Source organism: Clostridium sp. CTA-1, from assembly GCF_054768215.1.
On sequence record NZ_BAAAAP010000015.1, the window covers coordinates 1 to 20,316 of the forward strand.

Sequence of the window (20,316 nt, forward strand, 5' to 3'; positions counted from 1 at the left end):
GTTTTATAAAACATAAAATTAAAAATATTAAATTAATAACTATAAAAAACATGTACATATTAATAGGTGTTAATAATTCCATTATATAGTACTGGCCGTTAAACATATTTATTTTTAAACTATATTTACTCATAAAAAATATTAAAATAGAAGTTATTAATACTGTTATAGAAATTATATAATTTAAGTTAAATTTATTATTTTTTATACATATATAAAAACATATTAATATAGCTATAGGTATAGCTAAAAAATCTAAAAAATATATCCACTTTAGCCAATATAAATTTCTGATATTGCTAACAAATACTAATAAGGTTAAAGATATGAATCTTAAAATCATTAAAAAATATATTATTATAGATATAATTTTTATTTTATGAGGTGCCTTAAAGGCTACTTTTCCACCTTGTATACATATAATAAACATAAGTAATATGGCTGCTATATAAATAAATAAATTTATCATAATTAATTAAACTCTCCAATTTAACAATACTACTACTTATATTTATTAAAATTAAAATTAAAATATTCCTATATTAATCTAATATGCCTAAGATATCTAAACCTTCTTTCACACATTCTATACATAAAGGAAAATCTGGGCCTCTTTCTCCATCTATATCCGTAACTATATCTTCATTAGATTCTATTATAAGCTTATTTGTTTTAAAATATATTAATGCATTTACATCTTCTAGATGTTCTCCTTTTATCATTTTTATAAATAATCCTATCATATCTTTAATAGCGCAAGCCTTTATTATTATTACATCTAACATGCCATCATCAACCTCTGCCTTATAAGCCATATGAAGATTACCTGCTGTTTGTCCATTGAAGACCATCATAAGATACATATCTCCATCAAAATTAACTTCCTCAGATTTAACATTAATCTTCAATCTTCTAAAATTAGGAAGTTGTTCTAATCCTTTTACATAGTAAGCAAGTTTGCCCATAGTATTTTTTAAATTAACATCAGTTTTTTGAGATACATCTGTAAATAATCCTGTGCTAGCAACGTTAATAAAATATTTATCATTTATTTTGCCTAAATCAACCTTTTTTACAGAGCTCTTTAATATTTGCTCACAGGCCTCCCTAACATTTATTGGCATACCAATAAATTTAGCAAAATCATTAGCAGTACCTGTAGGTAATATTGCAATTGGAAGATCAATTGCAAATTTTTTTAAATGATTTACCACATTATCTACAGTACCGTCTCCCCCTGCTACCAATATATATTTATAGCTTTCATCAATAGATTTAAAAGCGTCATCAAGATCATATTCTAAACTTATCCTATAAGGCACTACTTCATATCCATATTTCTGATGTATTCTTATTACCTGGTCTATTTGAGATATTATAGCCTTTTCTCCTGAATATGGGTTATAGATAAATTTTACCTTACTCATTTCAAATCTCCTCTTATAGTTTTTACTTTATAATTAAATTAGCTGTACCATTATATAATAGCAAATCCACAAGATTTTAACAATAAATCCTGTGGATATTTTAACCTAATTATTTTGCTCTGAAATACCACTTAAAGCTTTTTGGGCTTCATTTTCATGTTGAGGTTCTATAGCTATATCACCTAAAGAAACTATACCTACTATATTTTTGTTATCCTCTACAGGTAATCTTCTTATTTGTCTTTCACTCATTATCCTAGCTGCATCATGTATATCCATATCTTTATTAGCTACTACAGGATTAGATGTCATAATATCTCCAACTTTAATATTATTATTTGATCCATTTGCTACGGATCTTAAAGCTATATCCCTATCTGTAATAACTCCAACCACTTTATTATTTTCACAAATAGGTATAGATCCAACATTATGTTCACTCATAAGCCTCGCTGCCTTTTCTACAGAATCATTTCTATTCACCGTTGCTACATTTTGCGTCATAACGTCCATAACTTTCATAATAACACCTCCAAACATAGTTTATCCACATACCTATTTTTTATTTAACAATTATTATGAATTTCTTAATTAATTATTATTTTTTGTTTTTAATTCTATTTATAGCTTAAATATATTTGCAAAATGTTGTATAATATTATATATTTCAATTAATAGGAATTATATTTTTTTAGGAGTGATAATATAATGGCAAAAATAGCAAAGAGTGCCGTACCAAATGCTTTTACTTTAGGAAATTTAGGTTGTGGAATTATGTCTTTAATGATGACATTTCAACAAAACTATAAATGGGCTGCTTTATTTATACTAATTGCGGGTTTAATGGATAGATATGATGGAAGAGTTGCTAGGTTTTTAAAGGTTGATAGTGCTATTGGTAAAGAATTAGATTCTTTGGCTGATTTAGTTTCTTTTGGTGTAGCACCTTCTATATTAACTTTTCACATTTATAATTTTAGCAATTTAGGGATACTAGGTTATTTATTAGTATTAATGTTTCCTATAGCTGGAGCATACAGACTTGCTAGATATAATATTACTGAATTTGATGGTTCTTTTTCTGGTATACCAATAACCTTAGCTGGTATGTTTATGGCTCTATATTGTTTAATTAGCTTAAATAGAATTGGCTCTTCAAGTTTAACTGTAATTTTAATCATAACATTATCTTATCTTATGGTTAGTAATGTAAAATTGAAAAAATTCTAAAAAAATCGTGGTTTTCCACGATTTTTTTATTATTAATAAATTAAGTACATTAAAATCTATGTTTTTGATATTAAATCTCTTTTATACTTTTTAAATATTCGCCATCTAATTCATCCACACTTGAATCTAAATCTATATTTACTGTCAAATTATCGTAACTTTCTTTATTAAAATTATATAAATCCTCTTCTAGCAATTCTAAAAAATATTCATCTGGATAAAACAGCTCCACTTTTTTCACCTCTTTAAATTATTTGTAATTTTCATAGTATATTTTTTAAATATCTTTGTTCATATTCATTTTATTCTTACCTCATAAAGTTGTTACTAAACAATATAAGGAAAGTGCATCGCACTTTCCTTAATATTCGTAAAAACAGCTTCCACCTATAAATTCTCTTAATATGGAGTTATCTGGTACTAAGTTCATGTCAACTTCTTTAAAGAAGTTTAAGAAACTTTTTAACCTAGTTGCTTCATAATGAACAGTGCTGCTTTTATCTATTTTGTTAAGTTCTGCAAGAGCATATTTTTTTAATATACAAAGTTCATAAACTATTGTGGAATTAAACATTACATCTGCATTTTCTTGGAATACAAATATATTTCTGTCTTCACCTCTTTTTATGGATGGCCACATTTTTAAGGTTTCTTCTCCTTTATAACCTCTTGATAAATAATCTCTAACTAGCCTTCTTATTATTCTTACATCTGTTGTAGATACTCTGTTATGATTATCTATATTTAATTGAGTTAATGCACTTATATATATTTTAAATTTATTTTTATCCGGTATTTCTCTTGTTAATATTGGATTTAATCCATGTATTCCTTCTACAATAAGTATTCCATTTTTAGGAAGTTTTATTTTTTTATCATTATATTCTCTTTTACCTTTTTTAAAATTGAAAGTAGGTATTTGTACCTCTTCTCCCTTTAATATATGTTTTAAATTTTCATTAAATAAATCTATATCTAGAGCATCAATAGATTCAAAATCATAATCTCCATTTTCATCTTTTGGAGTATCCTCTCTATTAACAAAATAATTATCTAATGAAATAGGCACAGGAACCAAAGCGTTAACTCTTAATTGAATTCCTAATCTATTAGCAAAAGTAGTTTTTCCTGATGATGAAGGTCCTGATATTAGTACCATTTTTATGTTCTCTTTATCATATATCATATCTGCTATATTTGCTATTTTCTTTTCATGCAGAGCCTCTGATACTCTTATTATGTCTTTTATTTCGCCATATACAACTTTATCGTTTAGTGCCCCTACGTCTCCTACATCTAAAATTTTAGCCCATTTCTCTGTTTCTCTAAATATTTTTGTAAGCTTTTTATATTCAACAAACTCTGGTATATTAAATGGGTCTTTTTCCCTAGGATATCTCAATATAAAACCTGGATCATAATACATAATATCAAAATTTTTAATTGCTCCTGTTGAATATGCCATAGGTCCATAAAAATAATCATATCTTCCATCTAATTCGTATAGCTTCACTTCTTCATGTGGAATATGACTTAAAAGCCTAACTTTATCTTTCATTCCATATTCTTTAAATATTTCTATAGCTTTTTCTTTTTTAACTGAAACTTTTTTTATCTTTATGTCTTTACTTATTATTTCATTCATTTTATTTTTAATCTTTAATATATCATTTTCATTTAATGATATATTCTTATGAATTTCACCATATAATCCTTTGCCTAAAGAATGCTCTATAATAACAGTAGCTTCAGGATATAAATCTAAAACCGCCTTTATAAATATAAACTGCAAAGTTCTAACATAAGTTTTTAATCCCATTTCATCTGTTATATCTACAGGAGTGAATACTCCCTCTTTTTTCACTTTGGAAGTTAGTTCATAATATTCTTCATCTATTTTTCCTAAAACAATAGGTATATTACTTTCTAATTTATTTTCTTTTACTACATCATATAAGATTTTATCTCCAGATACTAGAATATTACTACCATTAGGCATATATAGCTTTAATTCTTCCATTTTATTCATCTCCTTATTTTAGGCTGTAATATTATTATAATTCAATTCATTATATTTTGTTACCTATATTTATTCATATTTTTATTTAAATTTGCCACAATATGATTATAAGGAGGTTTGCATATGTTTATAGTCTTAATCAGAACTATAATTTTATATCTTTTGGTTATATTATCTATGAGACTAATGGGTAAAAAACAAATAGGTGAATTGGAGCCTTTTGAGTTAGCTATAACCATAATGATATCAGAATTGGCGTCACTGCCCATGCAAGATTCTCGTATACCCTTATTACACGGAATAGTTCCTATATTAACTCTTTTAATACTTCAAAACCTATTTTCTCTTATTCAACTTAAAAGCGAAAAAATAAGAAGCTTAATTAACGGAGAACCTAGTATATTAATAGAAAAAGGGAAAATAGACTTTCAAGAATTAAAAAACCAAAGATTCAACATAAATGATTTAATGGAAGAACTAAGACTCCAGGGGTATTATGATTTAGAAAATATAGAATATGCAATTTTAGAAACTAGTGGTCAATTATCTATAATCCCTAAAACAGAAGAATCACCTGTTACCAAAAAAGATTTATCTTTACAATTTACTCAAGAAAGATTGCCTGTAACATTAATATTGGATGGAAAAATTAACAAAAAAAATTTAAAGTTAATAAAAAAGGATGAAAAGTGGTTAGAAAACAAATTAAAAAAAGATAATATTAGTTCTTATGATGAGCTATTAATAGCTATTTTAAATTCTAAAGGTAATTTATATTATCAAAAAAAATAAAAATATAAGTAGGTGGTATTATCAAAAGAAGTATAACATCATTTATATTATTTTTAATTCTAATTTTTACTCTTGTTAACTATTCATTTAAACTAAATACTACTTGTAAAAATTTCATGAATCAATGCAATGAATTAGAAGAACTAGTTTCTTCTGAATCCTGGGAAAAAGCATATGGTAAATCCTTGGAACTATTTAATGACTGGCAAGACAACCATTTTGTTATTTCTATGGTTATAAATCATTCAGAAATAGATAATATAAATAATGAATTATGGAAACTTACTCAATATGTAAAATGTAAAAGTGAAGATGAATCATTAGCTTCTATCCATGTAGTTAAATTTTTATTAGAACATATTATTAAAATGGAAAAAATAAACATAGAAAATATAGTATAATATTAATGCATTTTGATATATAAGTATATACTAATATAATATATAATACTCATAATTCATTTATTGCACTTTTAAAAAATATATAAATGAATTATAATTAAATTGTGGAAAATATCTAAGTAATAATTTATAATATAATTATAGTTATTAAACAAAAGTCCCATAGGGACTTTAATTGTCCCTATGTATTTGTTTTAAATTTATTTTTGGAAGGTGGAATTTTAAATGGCATTAGTAACAACTAAAGAAATGTTTAAAAAAGCTTATGAAGGTAAGTATGCTATAGGAGCATTCAACATTAACAATATGGAAATATTACAAGGAGTTGTAAATGCTGCTAAAGCTGCAAACTCAGCTGTTATACTACAAGTATCTGCAGGTGCTTTAAAATATGCTGGTCCTAAATACTTAAAAGCAATGGTAGATGCAGCTATAGCTGATACTGGAATAGATGTAGCCCTACATTTAGATCATGGCGCAAGCTTAGATGTTGTAAAATTAGCTGTAGAAAGCGGATTTACTTCTGTAATGTTTGATGGTTCCCATTATGATTACGAAGAAAATGTAGCTAAAACTAAAGAAGTTGTAGAATATGCTCACTCCCATGGTGTTGTAGTTGAAGCTGAATTAGGAGTACTAGCAGGAGTAGAAGATGATGTACAAAGTGATGTACATATCTACACTGATCCAGAACAAGCAGTAGACTTCGTAAATAGAACAGGTGTTGATTCTTTAGCAATAGCTATAGGAACAAGTCATGGTGCTTACAAATTTGCTGGAGAAGCACAATTAAGATTTGATATATTAGAAGAAATCCAATCAAAATTACCTGGATATCCAATAGTTCTTCACGGAGCATCTTCTGTAGATCCAGAATCTGTTGATACTTGTAATAAATACGGTGGAGAAATAAAAGGAGCTAAGGGAGTTCCAGCTGATATGCTTAGAAAAGCATCTTCTATGGCAGTATGTAAAATAAACATGGATACAGATTTAAGATTAGCTATGACAGCTGGTATAAGAAAAGTTCTTTCTGAAGATCCAAAACAATTTGACCCAAGAAAATACTTAGGTGAAGGTAGAGCAAGAATAGAAAAAATCGTTGAAGATAAAATAAAGGATGTTTTAGGTTCAACTGATTCTTTAAAATAAATAAAATAATTATGAAGCTATATTAGTAATTATTATAATAGTAGATAGATCTGTATTAAAAACAAATCTATCTACTATTTTTCTATTATTAGTTTGGGTCTTTTAAGTAACTATTATATAAATTTAATATAAATATTTCTTGTTTTTAAATTATAAATGTCTACTTTTGCATATAATTATAAACATTTTTAATCATGATATTTACAGATCCATCCCCTACTCTTTTTACTTCAAACCTTGACTCATCATGATAAGATTCTTCATCTATATACAAATCAATATCCTTATCTATCTTTACTCTTATTCTTTTAAATTTTTTATCTACCCATTCTTTGTCTACGGATATTTTATCTTTTACTCCCTGCTCAGAAATAAAACCTTCATAATTTAATTTAATATCAGGATTTTCTCCGAATATATCATTAGAAACTTCTTTTACATCTATAGTATCCTCTTCTTTTAATAGCTTATTTACTGTTCTTATTATTTTTTCTGAGGTATCTGCATTTTCATTTAGGTTAGATTTAGCCCACTTTTCTGTGGCTTTCACAAAATTTTTTGTAACATCTCTTTCATTCTCTACTATCTTACAACCTAAATATTTACTTATAAAATAGTTTGAACCATATTCTTCACTATCTTTAGATTTTTTCTGTTTATCTATAACCATTAAATTAAATTCTTGCTCTTCTCTTATAGGTTTTATGAATGCACATTTTTGTATCTTTTGGGCACTTGCAGGTAATCCTGTAAATTCTGGCACTATATCTATACCTATCTTATCTTCCACCATATCCACTACATGAATATAATTTTTAACATAATCCATTTTTAATATGGCTAACATTGGTCCATATTCTGTAGATATAGAAACTATCATCAAATCACAGGAGGATATATTATCATTACCCTTCATTAATATAAAAAGTTGTCTAGCCAACTCTTTAGAAACATCTAACAAATCATTTTGACCATTTAAATATTCCTGTGAAAGCTCTTTTACTATATTTCTTTCCTCATTGAATATAGCATATTTCAATTCTTCATCCTTTAAACATCTATCTACATGTTTTAATATAAATTTATATATTTCATCATCCAATCTTAATTTATATTCATTTAATATAGGTTCCTCACTATTGTTATCTAATATATGTATTATAGCCTCATTAATATTTACTTCCTTTATATATTCCAAAAATAACACTCCTCATTTACATTATTTAACATATATATTATATTTCAAACTCTAAATAAATTCAAAATTCTATAACAAATATATTAACATAAAAGCTTTATTCTTTCCAAAGCTCATTTTTATATAATAAATTAAAAATATTTTACTAAAATCCAACAAAATTTAATTTACTACAATTTTTAATATAAAATTAAGATACTCCTAAATTGTTTTTATAACTATTATGGTACAATATATAATATAAACTTAATGACATCATTTAATTATCCCCATTAGGAGTGATTTTATTGAAAGAAATGGAAACTAGAATAATAAAAATAAATGTGGAAGAAATTAGAAAAAAATTATTGAGTTTAGGTGCTGTAAAAGTTAAAGAGGAAAATCAAATTAATAATATTTATGATTTTTCTGATAAAAAACTATTAAAAAACAAAGGATATGCAAGAATTAGATATATAAAAGATGTTATTAAAAATGAATACCATTATTATATGACTGTGAAAAAACTTATAAGTCAAGAGAAATATAAGATTATGGAAGAAAATGAAACTGAAATATTAGATTCTAAAGAAGGTGAAAATATTTTTAAGGCCTTAGGATTACAATTAATAGAGTCTATATCAAAATTTAGGGAAAGCTATAAATATAAAGAAACCTTAGTAGAAATAGATATTAATGATAAAAGTTTTTGTCCTTTCCCTTATATAGAACTAGAATCCAATAATGAAGAAGAATTAAAAGAATTAGTAGAATTATTAGGTTATTCTATGAATGATACTACTTCAAAAACTATATATGAAATATTAAAAGAAGAAAAGGTAAAATAATTTATGTTTGGATACGTTACTCCCTGCAAAATGGAGCTCAAAATAAAAGAATATGAAAAATTTAGAGCTTATTATTGTGGACTATGTAAAACTATAAAAAAAGATTATGGTGAATTGCCTAGAGTCACCATAAATTATGATATGACTTTTTTAGGCATATTATTAGATTCCCTGGAAGATAATAAAAATACATTTACAAAAGAGCATTGCATTATTCATCCTATAAAGAAAAAAGTTATTATAACCAATAACGAAGCACTAAAATACGCATCATTTTTTAATGTAGCTTTAAGTTATTATAAACTTTTAGATAATGTAGAAGATGATAACTCTATTAAAAGTAATATATACTCTAAATTTTTAAAAAAATACATACACAAAAATAATGATTTATATGAAAAACATATCCACACTGTGGATAATTCTTTGAAAAATTTATATATTTGCGAAAAGGATTATGAAAATAAAAACATTGATGAAATTTCTCATCATTTTGCCCATTTGACGGGCTATATATTATCTTCCTATAAAGATTTTTCTTTTAAAGATAGTCTTTATTGGCTAGGATATAATTTAGGAAAGTGGATTTATATAATTGATGCTTTTGATGATCTAGAAAAAGATATAAATGAAAACAAATTTAATGTTATAAATAATGTTTATAATAAAAATAATTTAAATTATAAAGAGTTTCGAAATAGCATAAAAGATAAAATAGATTTTTTACTAGTAAACTGTGCCAGTGCCTGTTTAAATAATTTTAACACTATGCCTATTGTAAAGAATAAAGGTTTATTATATAATATTTTACAATTTGGTTTAATGGAAAAAATGGAACGAGTATTAAAAGGAGTGAATACAGAAAATGAATCCCTATGAAATTTTAGGAATAAATAAAAATGCTTCTAAAGAAGAAATTCAACAAGCTTATAGAAAACTAGCTAAAAAATATCATCCTGATCAATATGGTAATAACCCTCTTAGAGATTTAGCCGAGCAAAAAATGAGAGAAATTAATGAAGCCTATGATTATTTAATGAAAAATAATAATTCCCAAAGCTATAATTCAAATAATTATAATGGCAGCTCTAATAGTCATTCTTCTAATGACTATGCTTCTATAAGGGCTGATATAGATAGAGGAAATATATCTTCTGCGGAACAAAAATTAAATAGTATAAATGTCAGAAATGCAGAATGGTACTATCTTATGGGACGTGTAAATTATTCTAAAGGTTGGTATGATGTAGCCCATAATTATTTTAATAATGCTTATAGCTTAGATCCTTCAAATTTTGAATATAGAGATGCCTTAAACAAAATGAGCAGCAATAATAATTCTTATAGAAAACCTTATTATTCTGAAAGAAGAAGTGATCCTGATATGTGCAGAATTTGTGGTACTCTTTATTGTATGGATTGTTGTTGTGAATGTTGCGGAGGAGATTTTATTAGTTGTTGCTAAAATAATTTGGGGAGATGATAGTTTATGAAAACTACCCATTTAAAATCTTCAAATATAGCTAAAGGTGGAATATTTACAGCTATAAGTTTTTTACTTATTTATTTAAGCACTATATTACCAGTAAATAAACTCTCCTTATTAACTACTGCTTCTGCTATTATTCCTATAGCTATAATAAGTACAAATGTAAAAAATGGCTTCTTAGTATACTTATCCACATCAATTTTATGTTCTATAGTAGTTGGCATAAGTAGAAGCTCTGTAATTTTTTATATAATATTTTTTGGTCTATATGGAATAATTAAATATTATATAGAAAATTTCAATAAACTTTACATAGAAATAATATTAAAATTTTTATTTTTTAATATATGCTTAATAATTTTATTTTATATATATAAGTTATTTTTTCAGGGTATTCCTATAATTAATAAATATATATATATTTATTTTATTGTAGCTCAGATAGCTTTTATTGCATTTGATTATGTTTTAACTCTATTCATATTTTATATTGATAAGCACTTTATTAAAAATATAAGGCTTTAATATATTGACAAAATTACTCAATTTGTTATAATAAATTTTGTTAATATAATTATTGCCCATTCGCCAAATGGTAAGGCACCTGCCTCTGGAGCAGGCATTTGTTGGTTCGAATCCAGCATGGGCAGCCAAAAGAGTTCTTTTAAAGAGCTCTTTTTTATTTTATAAAATTTCTCTTTTATAAAAAATTATATAATATTTTCAATTTTAATAGTAAAAACTTTGTTTAAAATTAATATATAATATTTTATTCTACTAATAAAATACGCTCACTTGTGCAAAATATATGTATGACTTTTAAGTGAGGTGTATAAAGTGAATTATAAAATTAGAAACAAATTTATATTTTACTCTTTGTTTGTAGTATTACTAACAAGTATTCTATTAATACCTCTATACAATGCAAAAGCTTATAAAGATATTTCTCCAAGGGAGGTAAAACACATAATATCAACACCCTATTCTACTGCCCTAATAATAGATGTTAGAACCCCTAAAGAATTTAGTAATGGTCATATACCTAAAAGCTTAAATATTCCAATAGATAATTTTAGGGATACAATTTTATCTAAAAATATAGATAAAAACACTAAAATAATTATTTATTGCAATACTGGTGTAAGAGCTAAAAACGCGTCAAATTTATTAGATAAATTAGGATTCACTAATGTATATATCCTAGACCGCTTAAACTCATGGCCCTATCCTTTAGAATATTAATAAAAATATATATTTACTAATGTCTTGACAATATATGTATCATAATATACAATTGAGTATAAATTAATATTAAAAGCCTTGAACAGGAGTAGTAATATTTTTTCTATATAAAGAGAACTGTTGGATGGTGCAAAACAGTATAGGGAAATGTGAACTTGCCTGGGAGCTTGTCTATCAAAAATAGACACGGGTAAAACCGTTATTTTTATAAGAGAAATCTATTAATTTATAGATTTAATTAGAGTGGTACCGCGGATAACCTTTCGTCTCTATTAAGAGATGATAGGTTTTTTTATTTTATATAAAAATATTCTAAACTTATTTTTATATAATTAAATAAATTTTATTATATAAATATTTAACTATTTTTAATATTTATTTGTAAATAATAATTTATAAAATAGATAGGAGGATTATTATGGGAAACTATAGTACTAAAATCGATAAGAAATGGCAAGAGAAATGGGAAGAAAACTCTCTATACAAGTTTAATAATAAAAATTTAGATAAAAAATTATATGTTCTTGAAATGTTTTCTTATCCATCAGGAAGTAAATTACACGCTGGTCACTGGTTTAACTATGGTCCTGTGGACTCTTGGGCAAGATTTAAAAGAATGCAAGGATATAATGTTTTTCAACCTATGGGCTTTGATGCTTTTGGTCTTCCAGCTGAAAACTATGCAATAAAAACAGGTATACATCCAAAAGACTCCACCTTCAAAAATATTGAAACCATGGAATCTCAATTAAGAGCTATGGGTGCTATGTTCAACTGGGAAAACGAAGTTATAACTTGTTCACCAGACTATTATAAATGGACTCAATGGGTATTTTTAAAGCTTTATGAAAAAGGTTTAGCTTATAAAAAGAAAGCACCTGTTAATTGGTGCCCAAGTTGTAATACTGTTCTTGCTAACGAACAGGTTTTAGATGGAAAATGCGAAAGATGTGATAGCAATGTTGATAAAAAAAATCTGGAACAATGGTTCTTAAAAATAACCGACTATGCTGATGAATTATTAGAAAAACTTGATGAATTAGATTGGCCTGAAAAAACTAAAGCTATGCAAAAACACTGGATTGGAAAATCTGTAGGTGCTGAAGTTACATTTAACGTAGCAGATTCAAATTTAAGCTTTAATGTATTTACTACAAGAGTAGATACTTTATTTGGAGTTACTTATGTAGTTTTAGCTCCAGAAAATGATTTAGTAGATAAACTAACTACAGCAGAAAATAAAACTGCAGTTGAAGCATACAAAGATCAAGCTAAAAACCAATCTGATATAGAAAGACAATCTATAACTCGGGAAAAAACTGGTGTATTCTCAGGTTCCTATGCTATAAATCCTATAAACGGTAAAAAAGTACCTATATGGATAGGAGATTATGTATTAAATACCTATGGAACAGGTTGTGTAATGGCAGTTCCTGCTCATGATGAAAGAGATTTTGCTTTTGCTACTAAATATAGTCTTCCTATAGAAAGAGTTATAGAAGGTGGTGACTCTCTTCCTTATACAGAATATGGTAGAATGATCAATAGTGAAGAATTCGATGGCTTATCTGGAGATAAAGCTAAAGAAGCTGTAATTTCCAAGCTAGAATCTATGGATCTTGGTAGAAAAAAAGTAAACTATAGATTAAGGGATTGGCTTATATCAAGACAACGATATTGGGGTGCCCCTATTCCTATAATTTATTGTGAAAAGTGTGGTACAGTAGAAGTTCCTATGGCTGAGCTTCCTGTAGAATTACCATATAATGTAGAGTTCTCTCCAGATGGGAAATCACCTTTAGGTAAATGTGATGACTTTATAAATACAACTTGCCCAAAATGTGGCGGTCCAGCTAGAAGAGAAGCAGACACATTAGATACTTTTGTATGTTCTTCTTGGTATTATTTAAGATATCCAGATAATAATAACGAAAAAGAAGCTTTTGATCCTGAATTAATAAATAAAATGCTTCCAGTTGATAAATATGTTGGTGGTCCTGAACATGCTTGTATGCATCTTTTATATGCTAGATTTATAACTAAGGCTTTAAGGGATATGGGCTATCTAAACTTTGATGAACCATTTTTATCTCTTACTCATCAAGGACTAATATTAGGCCCTGATGGTTTAAAAATGAGTAAATCAAAAGGGAATACCATCTCTCCTGACGATTATATAAAGGAATTTGGTGCAGATGTATTCAGAATGTATCTAATGTTTGGATTTGATTATACAGAAGGTGGGGCTTGGAGTGACGATGGTATAAAATCCATAGGCAGATTCATAGACAGAGTGGAGAGAATACTAGAAAATGCTAGAGAAGAAATAAAAAATTCTAAAAATAATAAATCTATCATGGATAAAGATGAGAAAGAATTGAATTATGTAAGACATCATAGCATTAAATCTATAACTGAAGATATAGATAAAATGCAATTTAATACTTCTATAGCAAGATTGATGGAATTTACAAATGCTCTATCTAAATATCTTGGTGATGATACTTTTAAAAATGCTTCATTCTTAAAAGAAAGTATAATTGACTTTATAAGATTATTAGCACCTTTTGCTCCTCATTTTGCTGAAGAACAATGGGAACTTATAGGCATTAATTCTTCTGTTTTCAATGAAAAATGGCCTAAATTTGATCCTAAAGCCTTAATAAAAGATGAAGTTCAAATAGCCGTACAAGTAAATGGCAAAATAAGAGCTAAAATAAATATATCTACTAGTTCATCTGAAGAGGAAATAAAAGAATCAGCATTAAATAATGAGGATATTAAAAATTCTATATGTGATAAAGAAATTAAAAAAGTTATAGTAATAAAAAATAGATTAGTTAATATAGTTGCTAAATAAAATTAAAAAGGCTGTCTCAAGATAAAAATAGATTTAATTTTAATATAGTAAATATGGAAAATACATGTAATAAGCATATGAATAAGCTTTAGAAGTTCTTAATTTGACAGAATTAAAAATTTTCGTAATTCCTCACAGGACGTGAGGAGCCAGTAGTGAAGCCAAGGATGGCGCCTCTACTGGGTAGAAAATTTTTAATGGAGTCAAATTTAGAACTTCTTAGCAAAATGAAGTGCCTTATGAATGTATTTTCTATATTTACAGATTAAAATTAAATCTATTTTAATAAGCCATATTTAACTCTTATTTATACATTTCTATAGTTTTTTCCGTAGATTTTAGAAGACTATTTAATTCAAATACTTCCCCTTCTTCTATAAGTTTGTTCAATTGCTCTTGATATCTATTAGAATCTATAATTTTTCCCATAGATTGCAACGTTAAAATATTATCCATTATGTAAGATACTAAACTTGATTTTACTTCAAAAAGTTTCTGTGCATCCTTTATTTCATCCTTTATTTCCATCATTAATTTGTCTAAGTTAGACGCTGCATCTGCAGCTGATTTAAGCTTCAACTTTATATCCTTAGGTATTTGATGTTTATATTTATAATTTAATGAATGTTCTATAGTAGCCCAAAAATTCATAGCTAATGTTCTTATTTGAAGTTCTGCTAAAATCTCCTTTTGACCTTCTGCCATACTAACAGGATATTTTATAATCATATGATAACTTCTATATCCACTATTTTTAACATTAGTTATATAATCTTTTTCATATATTATTTGCATATCTTTTCTCTGTCTTACTAGCTCCACTACCTTCTCTATATCACTAGTAAATTGACACATTATTCTTATTCCTGCTATATCTTCCATTTCATAGCAAATTCTATCTAATGGTATATTGAATTTATTTGCTTTTTCTAGGATACTAGAAATTTCTTTTACTCTTCCTGTAACAAATTCTATAGGAGAGTATTCATTTTTTTCTCTATATTCTTTTCTTATACTTCTAAATTTAACTTTAAGTTCCTCTACTGCTTGCTTATATGGTATTAAAAAAGTTTTCCATTCACCTAGTGCCATACCCTTCACCCTTTTCAATATATGCTTTGAATTTTGCAATTTATCCTATATTACCTATTATCATTATATATTGTTTTGATATTATAATATAATTATAATTGTATATTTGATATAATTATAATATCAGATATGAATGCGAAAATGAAGGTGATAATTTTGAATTACAATGAATCACATAAAAATAATAGTAAAGATTGGCCAATATATAAAAAAAATAGCGCTGAATGGTTAAAAGAAAAATCTCTTTTATATGATAAAGAAGTCACCTGCCCTGTGTGTGGTAATACCTTTAAAGCAAAATCTATAAAAACTTCTTCTTACAGAATTCTAAAAAAAGATTCTGATCTTTTTATACGATATTCTATTATAAATCCTTATTTTTATGATGTTTGGGTTTGTAATGAATGTGGTTATGCTGCTATGAAAAAAGATTTTAACAAAATAAGATCTTTTCAAATAAATTCTGTAAAAGAACAAATAACTTCAACTTGGATTCCTAGGGAATATCCTGAAGTATATAATATAGATATAGCTATTGAAAGATTTAAATTATCTTTATTAAATTATGTGGTTATAGAATCTGCTTATAGTAAAAAAGGCTTTAATTGTTTAAAGTTGGCTTGGATGTATAGACTAAAGGATGATTATGATAAAGAAAAATTATTTTTAAGTGAAGCCCTAGAATCTCTTAAAGAAGCTTATTTTTCAGAGGATTTTCCTATATATGGGATGGATAGATACACTACCATGTATTTAATAGGTGAATTACTGCGGAGAACTGGAAATTCTGAAGAAGCTTTGCGTTGGTTTAGTAATGTTATAACCTGTCCTGGTATTTCTAGTAGATTAAAAAATTTAGCTAGAGATCAAAATGATCTTATAAAAGAAGAAATGAATAAAATTGATTTTACTACTATACCTAACGAGATTGATAAAATAGATAATACTAAACCCAAAAAGGGAATCTTAGCTAGACTTCTAAGTAAAATAAAGTAAAACTCCTATAAACATATTTTATAGGAGTTTTACTTTATTTATATAAATAGATTTACATTAGAATCCTCAGCTTCTCCTAAATAATATCCTACTCCGCCTATTTTCACTCCATCTATTAATTCCTCTTCTTTTATTCCCATAACATCCATAGACATTTGGCATGCAACTATATTTATACCTGAAGCTATAGCTGATTCTATTAACTCTTCAAGAGAAGATATATTTTTATCCTTCATTACCTTTCTAATCATTTTGGATCCCATGCCCAACATGTTCATCTTAGAAAGTTTTAACTTTTTACTTCCTCTTGGCATCATTGTTCCAAACATTTTATCCATAAATCCCTTTTGTACACTTGCTTTCTCTGATTTTCTTAATATATTTAATCCCCAAAATGTAAAGAACATAGTTACCTTTTTCCCCATAGCTACAGCACCATTTGCTATAACAAAAGATGCTATTGCTTTATCTAAATCTCCACTAAATACAACTAATGTTTTATTATCATTTTGCTTAGTTTGTACTTCACTCTTTTTTTCATCTACTTGTAATTTTTTTTTACCTTTCTTAATAATAGCTGTGACTATTCCTTTATCCTTTGATACATTTAATAGTTCATTATTTGTTCTTTCACACCAGGATTGTATATCTACATAAAATCCTGGATCTGAAGCTTTTACTTTTAAAGTTTCTCCTTCACTCATTTCATTTACATTGTTGTTTACTTTCATTAGTGGCCCTGGACAACTTAAACCACAAGCATCCAGTTCTAAAATTTCTGCTACCTCTTCCTTAGTTTCATTATTTCCCTTCATTTTATCTTCTGGCATCTTATCTATTTTTTCAGGTATAAACTTATTCATAATATAAGTTTTATATCCACCATTAAGATTTTTAACCTTGTACCCATTGGCCATTAATATTCTAGCACCAATATACCCGCGTAACCCTATTTGGCAATATATCCATACTTCTTTATCCCTTGGAATTTCACTTAGTCTATCTCTTAATTGATTTATTGGTATCTCTATTGCTCCCTCTATTTTCCCATTTTCAATTTCTATATCATCTCTTACATCCAATAATACAATCTCTTCTTTATTCCTATCATCTATATTATTTGGTGATATATTTTCTACTTTTCCTGTTAATAAATTCTCTGCCACAAAACCTACCATATTAACAGGATCCTTAGCTGAAGAATATGGAGGGGCGTAAGCTAATTCTAACTCTTCTAAATCATATATAGTTCCACCAAATCTTATTACTGTAGCAATATCATCTATTCTTTTATCTACCCCATCATAACCAAAAGCTTGAGCACCTAAAATCTTACCTTTATCATCAAATATTAATTTTAAGCTTATTGGTGTACCCCCTGGATAGTAACTTGCATGAGATTGGGAATGTGTATAAACTACTTTATATGGTATATTAAATTTAGATAAAATTCTTTCATTATTACCTGTACTACCGCCTGTTAATCCAAAAACTTTAATTATAGCAGTTCCTTGAGTACCTTTATAAGAAGAATTTAATCCACATAGATTATCTGCAGCTATTCTACCCTGTTTATTTGCTGGTCCTGCTAATGGTATGGCTGTTTTATTTTCATTTATATAGTCTATTACTTCTATAGCATCTCCTACGGCATATATGCCTTCTACATTAGTTTTCATATGTTTATCTACTATTATATGACCTCTAGGACCAATTTCTATAGAAGACCCCTTTAAGAACTCCGTATCTGGTTTTACACCTATAGCCAATATAATCATATCTGCATTTAACTCAGTGTTACTTTGAAGGGATATTTTTATTTTATTATTATTTTCTTCAAAAGATTTAACTCCATCGCCTAAAATTAACCCTACACCATTCTCCTGTAGCTCCTGTTCGGCAAAAGTAACCATATCTGAATCAAAAGGTGCTAATATGTGGGGAGCAGCTTCTACTAACACCACATTTATACCTCTCTCTCTAAGGTTTTCTGCCATTTCGATACCTATATATCCCCCACCAACAACTACTGCACTCTTAACATTTTTGTTGTCTACATAATCTTTTATTCTATCTGTATCTGGAATATTTCTTAATGTAAATATTTTCGAACTATTTATCCCTTCTATAGGTGGTTTTATAGGTGTTGCCCCTGGTGACATTATTATATAATCATATGTTTCCTCATAGTTTCCCTTTTCTTTACTATTTACTGTAACTTTCTTTTCTTTGGTATTTATTGATGCAACTTCACTATTTACTCTAACATCAATGTTGAATCTACCCATCATAGCTTCAGGAGTTTGAACTAAAAGATTATCTCTTTCCTTTATAGTTTCTCCTATATAATAAGGTAATCCACAATTAGCAAAGGAAATATATTCTCCTCTTTCAAACATTATTATTTGTGCATTTTCATCAAGTCTTCTAAGTCTTGCGGCTGCAGAAGCTCCTCCTGCTACTCCTCCAATGATTAGTACCTTCTTATTCATTGTAATTCCTCCTACTTAAATAGAAATTTCTTAGTACTATTACTCATTAAGCAAAATTTTTATCAATTGTTCTGCTTTTTTATTAGAAACATGGTAATTTATTTGAAGTCCATTTCTATCCCCTTCTATTATCCCTGCACTTTTTAGTTTTTGTAGGTGTTGAGATATAGTGGATTGAGGCATACCTAAACAATTTTGCATATGACTTACATTACATTCTCCCTTTTCTAAAAGTCCTTTCACTATACATATCCTAACTGGGTGGGATAGAACTTTTAAAAGTTCAACCATATCATTATATTTTGCATAATCATTATCCATTATTCTACCTCTTTCTATAATATATTTCTATATTTATATATTACGATATTACGATATAGTTGTCAATTATAAATCCCGTAAGTTTAAATAATCTTTACGGGATCAAAATTTATATAATCACAGGAAGTTAAATAGTATTCTATTCCATCTCTTAACCCTTCTAGTGACCTAGTTGTACTTATTCCATGTAAATGTCCGTATATAACCTTCTCTACATTATATTCCTTTAAAAGTTCAGTTATTGGTGAATCTTCAAATTTATCATTAGTAGCAGGATAATGTAACATCACTATAAATTTTTCCATTCCCGCTTTTTTTGCTGTATCTAGTGATAATCTTAATCTTATAAGCTCTCTTCTATATATTTTTTCATCACGAGTAGTAAAATTATCTGATGGCTTAGGATTCCAGCCCCTTGTTCCGCATATAGCATAGTTTTCATATATAAAAAAATTATTTTGTATGAAATTCATATCCTCATACAATTTGTTTAATTTATTTATAGAATTCCACCAATAATCATGATTACCTTTTATTAAAATTTTTCTTCCCTTTAAATTATGAATCCACTCTAAATCATGTAATCCCTCTTCTATTTTCATAGACCAAGAAATATCTCCGGCTATAAGAACGGTATCTTCTTTAGTTATTTTATTTTGCCAATTTTCTTTTATTCTTTCATGATGCATAAACCACTTATCATCGAATATATCCATGGGCTTATCTTCATTAAAAGCTAAATGTAAGTCTGATATTGCATATAAGCTCACTATATCA

21 protein-coding genes, 1 tRNA gene and 1 other annotated feature are annotated in these 20,316 nt (G+C 27.1%); of the genes, 12 read left to right on the plus strand and 10 right to left on the minus strand.

What is annotated here, in order from left to right; all coding sequences use genetic code 11:
• From ACYUEW_RS12645 to ACYUEW_RS12655, 3 genes are all read right to left on the minus strand, one after another.
• Nucleotides 1–469 (minus strand): hypothetical protein (locus ACYUEW_RS12645; protein WP_460276892.1); only part of this gene is annotated, 469 nt, incomplete at its 3' end.
• A 73-nt stretch (nt 470–542) separates the two neighbouring features.
• Nucleotides 543–1,427, minus strand: coding sequence for a YegS/Rv2252/BmrU family lipid kinase (locus ACYUEW_RS12650; protein WP_003487780.1), 885 nt, complete (start codon nt 1,425–1,427; stop codon nt 543–545).
• A gap of 105 nt (nt 1,428–1,532) precedes the next feature.
• Nucleotides 1,533–1,949, minus strand: a complete 417-nt coding sequence (locus ACYUEW_RS12655; protein ID WP_460276893.1) for a CBS domain-containing protein — start codon at nt 1,947–1,949, stop codon at nt 1,533–1,535.
• A gap of 186 nt (nt 1,950–2,135) precedes the next feature.
• On the opposite strand from ACYUEW_RS12655, the gene pssA reads away from it, so the two are divergent.
• Nucleotides 2,136–2,657 carry a CDP-diacylglycerol--serine O-phosphatidyltransferase gene (gene pssA, locus ACYUEW_RS12660; protein ID WP_003487784.1) on the plus strand — a complete coding sequence of 174 codons (522 nt, stop codon included), beginning with the start codon at nt 2,136–2,138 and terminating at the stop codon, nt 2,655–2,657.
• Nucleotides 2,658–2,727: 70 nt separating this feature from the next.
• Here the strand turns inward: pssA and ACYUEW_RS12665 are convergent, their stop codons facing one another.
• Nucleotides 2,728–2,889, minus strand: coding sequence for a hypothetical protein (locus ACYUEW_RS12665; protein ID WP_045516009.1), 162 nt, complete (start codon nt 2,887–2,889; stop codon nt 2,728–2,730).
• Nucleotides 2,890–3,018: 129 nt separating this feature from the next.
• Nucleotides 3,019–4,677 carry a nucleoside kinase gene (locus ACYUEW_RS12670; RefSeq protein WP_460276894.1) on the minus strand — a complete coding sequence of 553 codons (1,659 nt, stop codon included), beginning with the start codon at nt 4,675–4,677 and terminating at the stop codon, nt 3,019–3,021.
• A 123-nt stretch (nt 4,678–4,800) separates the two neighbouring features.
• Between ACYUEW_RS12670 and ACYUEW_RS12675 the strand changes: the two genes are divergently transcribed.
• The 3 genes from ACYUEW_RS12675 (at nt 4,801) to fba (ending at nt 7,022) form a co-directional block, all read left to right on the plus strand.
• Nucleotides 4,801–5,469 carry a DUF421 domain-containing protein gene (locus ACYUEW_RS12675; protein WP_042385900.1) on the plus strand — a complete coding sequence of 223 codons (669 nt, stop codon included), beginning with the start codon at nt 4,801–4,803 and terminating at the stop codon, nt 5,467–5,469.
• A gap of 62 nt (nt 5,470–5,531) precedes the next feature.
• Complete coding sequence (locus ACYUEW_RS12680; RefSeq protein ID WP_265202684.1) at nt 5,532–5,870, plus strand: DUF4363 family protein; 339 nt, start codon at nt 5,532–5,534, stop codon at nt 5,868–5,870.
• A gap of 225 nt (nt 5,871–6,095) precedes the next feature.
• Nucleotides 6,096–7,022 carry a class II fructose-1,6-bisphosphate aldolase gene (gene fba, locus ACYUEW_RS12685; RefSeq protein WP_003487794.1) on the plus strand — a complete coding sequence of 309 codons (927 nt, stop codon included), beginning with the start codon at nt 6,096–6,098 and terminating at the stop codon, nt 7,020–7,022.
• A 160-nt stretch (nt 7,023–7,182) separates the two neighbouring features.
• Here the strand turns inward: fba and ACYUEW_RS12690 are convergent, their stop codons facing one another.
• Nucleotides 7,183–8,220 carry a nucleoid-associated protein gene (locus ACYUEW_RS12690; protein WP_042385904.1) on the minus strand — a complete coding sequence of 346 codons (1,038 nt, stop codon included), beginning with the start codon at nt 8,218–8,220 and terminating at the stop codon, nt 7,183–7,185.
• A 287-nt stretch (nt 8,221–8,507) separates the two neighbouring features.
• Here ACYUEW_RS12690 and ACYUEW_RS12695 point away from each other — a divergent pair, with 287 nt between their 5' ends.
• The 7 genes from ACYUEW_RS12695 to leuS all read left to right on the plus strand — a co-directional run bounded on the left by ACYUEW_RS12695 (nt 8,508) and on the right by leuS (nt 14,638).
• Nucleotides 8,508–9,047, plus strand: a complete 540-nt coding sequence (locus ACYUEW_RS12695) for a class IV adenylate cyclase (protein WP_460276895.1) — start codon at nt 8,508–8,510, stop codon at nt 9,045–9,047.
• 3 nt (nt 9,048–9,050) lie between these two features.
• On the plus strand, nt 9,051–9,926 hold the full coding sequence (locus tag ACYUEW_RS12700) for a DUF5685 family protein (protein WP_003487799.1): 876 nt from the start codon (nt 9,051–9,053) through the stop codon (nt 9,924–9,926).
• Nucleotides 9,913–10,512 carry a DnaJ domain-containing protein gene (locus ACYUEW_RS12705; protein WP_003487801.1) on the plus strand — a complete coding sequence of 200 codons (600 nt, stop codon included), beginning with the start codon at nt 9,913–9,915 and terminating at the stop codon, nt 10,510–10,512. Before ACYUEW_RS12700 ends, ACYUEW_RS12705 begins: the two co-directional genes overlap by 14 nt.
• A 24-nt stretch (nt 10,513–10,536) precedes the next feature.
• A complete protein-coding gene (locus ACYUEW_RS12710; protein ID WP_460276896.1) occupies nt 10,537–11,061 on the plus strand; it encodes a hypothetical protein in 525 nt (174 codons plus the stop codon).
• Between the two features lie 53 nt (nt 11,062–11,114).
• Nucleotides 11,115–11,189: transfer RNA gene (locus ACYUEW_RS12715), tRNA-Gln, on the plus strand.
• A gap of 184 nt (nt 11,190–11,373) precedes the next feature.
• Nucleotides 11,374–11,778: a rhodanese-like domain-containing protein gene (locus tag ACYUEW_RS12720; protein WP_045516866.1), complete on the plus strand. Its 405-nt coding sequence runs from the start codon at nt 11,374–11,376 to the stop codon at nt 11,776–11,778.
• Between the two features lie 69 nt (nt 11,779–11,847).
• Nucleotides 11,848–12,052, plus strand: a binding site (T-box leader).
• 144 nt (nt 12,053–12,196) lie between these two features.
• The gene (gene leuS / locus ACYUEW_RS12725; RefSeq protein ID WP_460276897.1) at nt 12,197–14,638 is read left to right on the plus strand and encodes a leucine--tRNA ligase; all 2,442 of its coding nucleotides are present in this window, start codon (nt 12,197–12,199) and stop codon (nt 14,636–14,638) included.
• 303 nt (nt 14,639–14,941) lie between these two features.
• On the opposite strand, the gene ACYUEW_RS12730 is transcribed toward leuS, so the two are convergent.
• Nucleotides 14,942–15,730 (minus strand): GTP pyrophosphokinase, encoded by a 789-nt coding sequence (locus ACYUEW_RS12730; RefSeq protein ID WP_030032935.1) that lies wholly within the window; start codon nt 15,728–15,730, stop codon nt 14,942–14,944.
• A gap of 156 nt (nt 15,731–15,886) precedes the next feature.
• Here ACYUEW_RS12730 and ACYUEW_RS12735 point away from each other — a divergent pair, with 156 nt between their 5' ends.
• On the plus strand, nt 15,887–16,726 hold the full coding sequence (locus tag ACYUEW_RS12735; RefSeq protein WP_045516862.1) for a DUF2225 domain-containing protein: 840 nt from the start codon (nt 15,887–15,889) through the stop codon (nt 16,724–16,726).
• Nucleotides 16,727–16,764: 38 nt separating this feature from the next.
• Here the strand turns inward: ACYUEW_RS12735 and ACYUEW_RS12740 are convergent, their stop codons facing one another.
• From ACYUEW_RS12740 to ACYUEW_RS12750, 3 genes are all read right to left on the minus strand, one after another.
• On the minus strand, nt 16,765–19,218 hold the full coding sequence (locus ACYUEW_RS12740) for a DsrE/DsrF/DrsH-like family protein (RefSeq protein ID WP_045516861.1): 2,454 nt from the start codon (nt 19,216–19,218) through the stop codon (nt 16,765–16,767).
• A gap of 39 nt (nt 19,219–19,257) precedes the next feature.
• A complete protein-coding gene (locus ACYUEW_RS12745; protein WP_460276898.1) occupies nt 19,258–19,539 on the minus strand; it encodes an ArsR/SmtB family transcription factor in 282 nt (93 codons plus the stop codon).
• An 83-nt stretch (nt 19,540–19,622) separates the two neighbouring features.
• Nucleotides 19,623–20,309 carry a metallophosphoesterase gene (locus tag ACYUEW_RS12750; protein ID WP_003487816.1) on the minus strand — a complete coding sequence of 229 codons (687 nt, stop codon included), beginning with the start codon at nt 20,307–20,309 and terminating at the stop codon, nt 19,623–19,625.
• Nucleotides 20,310–20,316 lie beyond the last annotated feature (7 nt).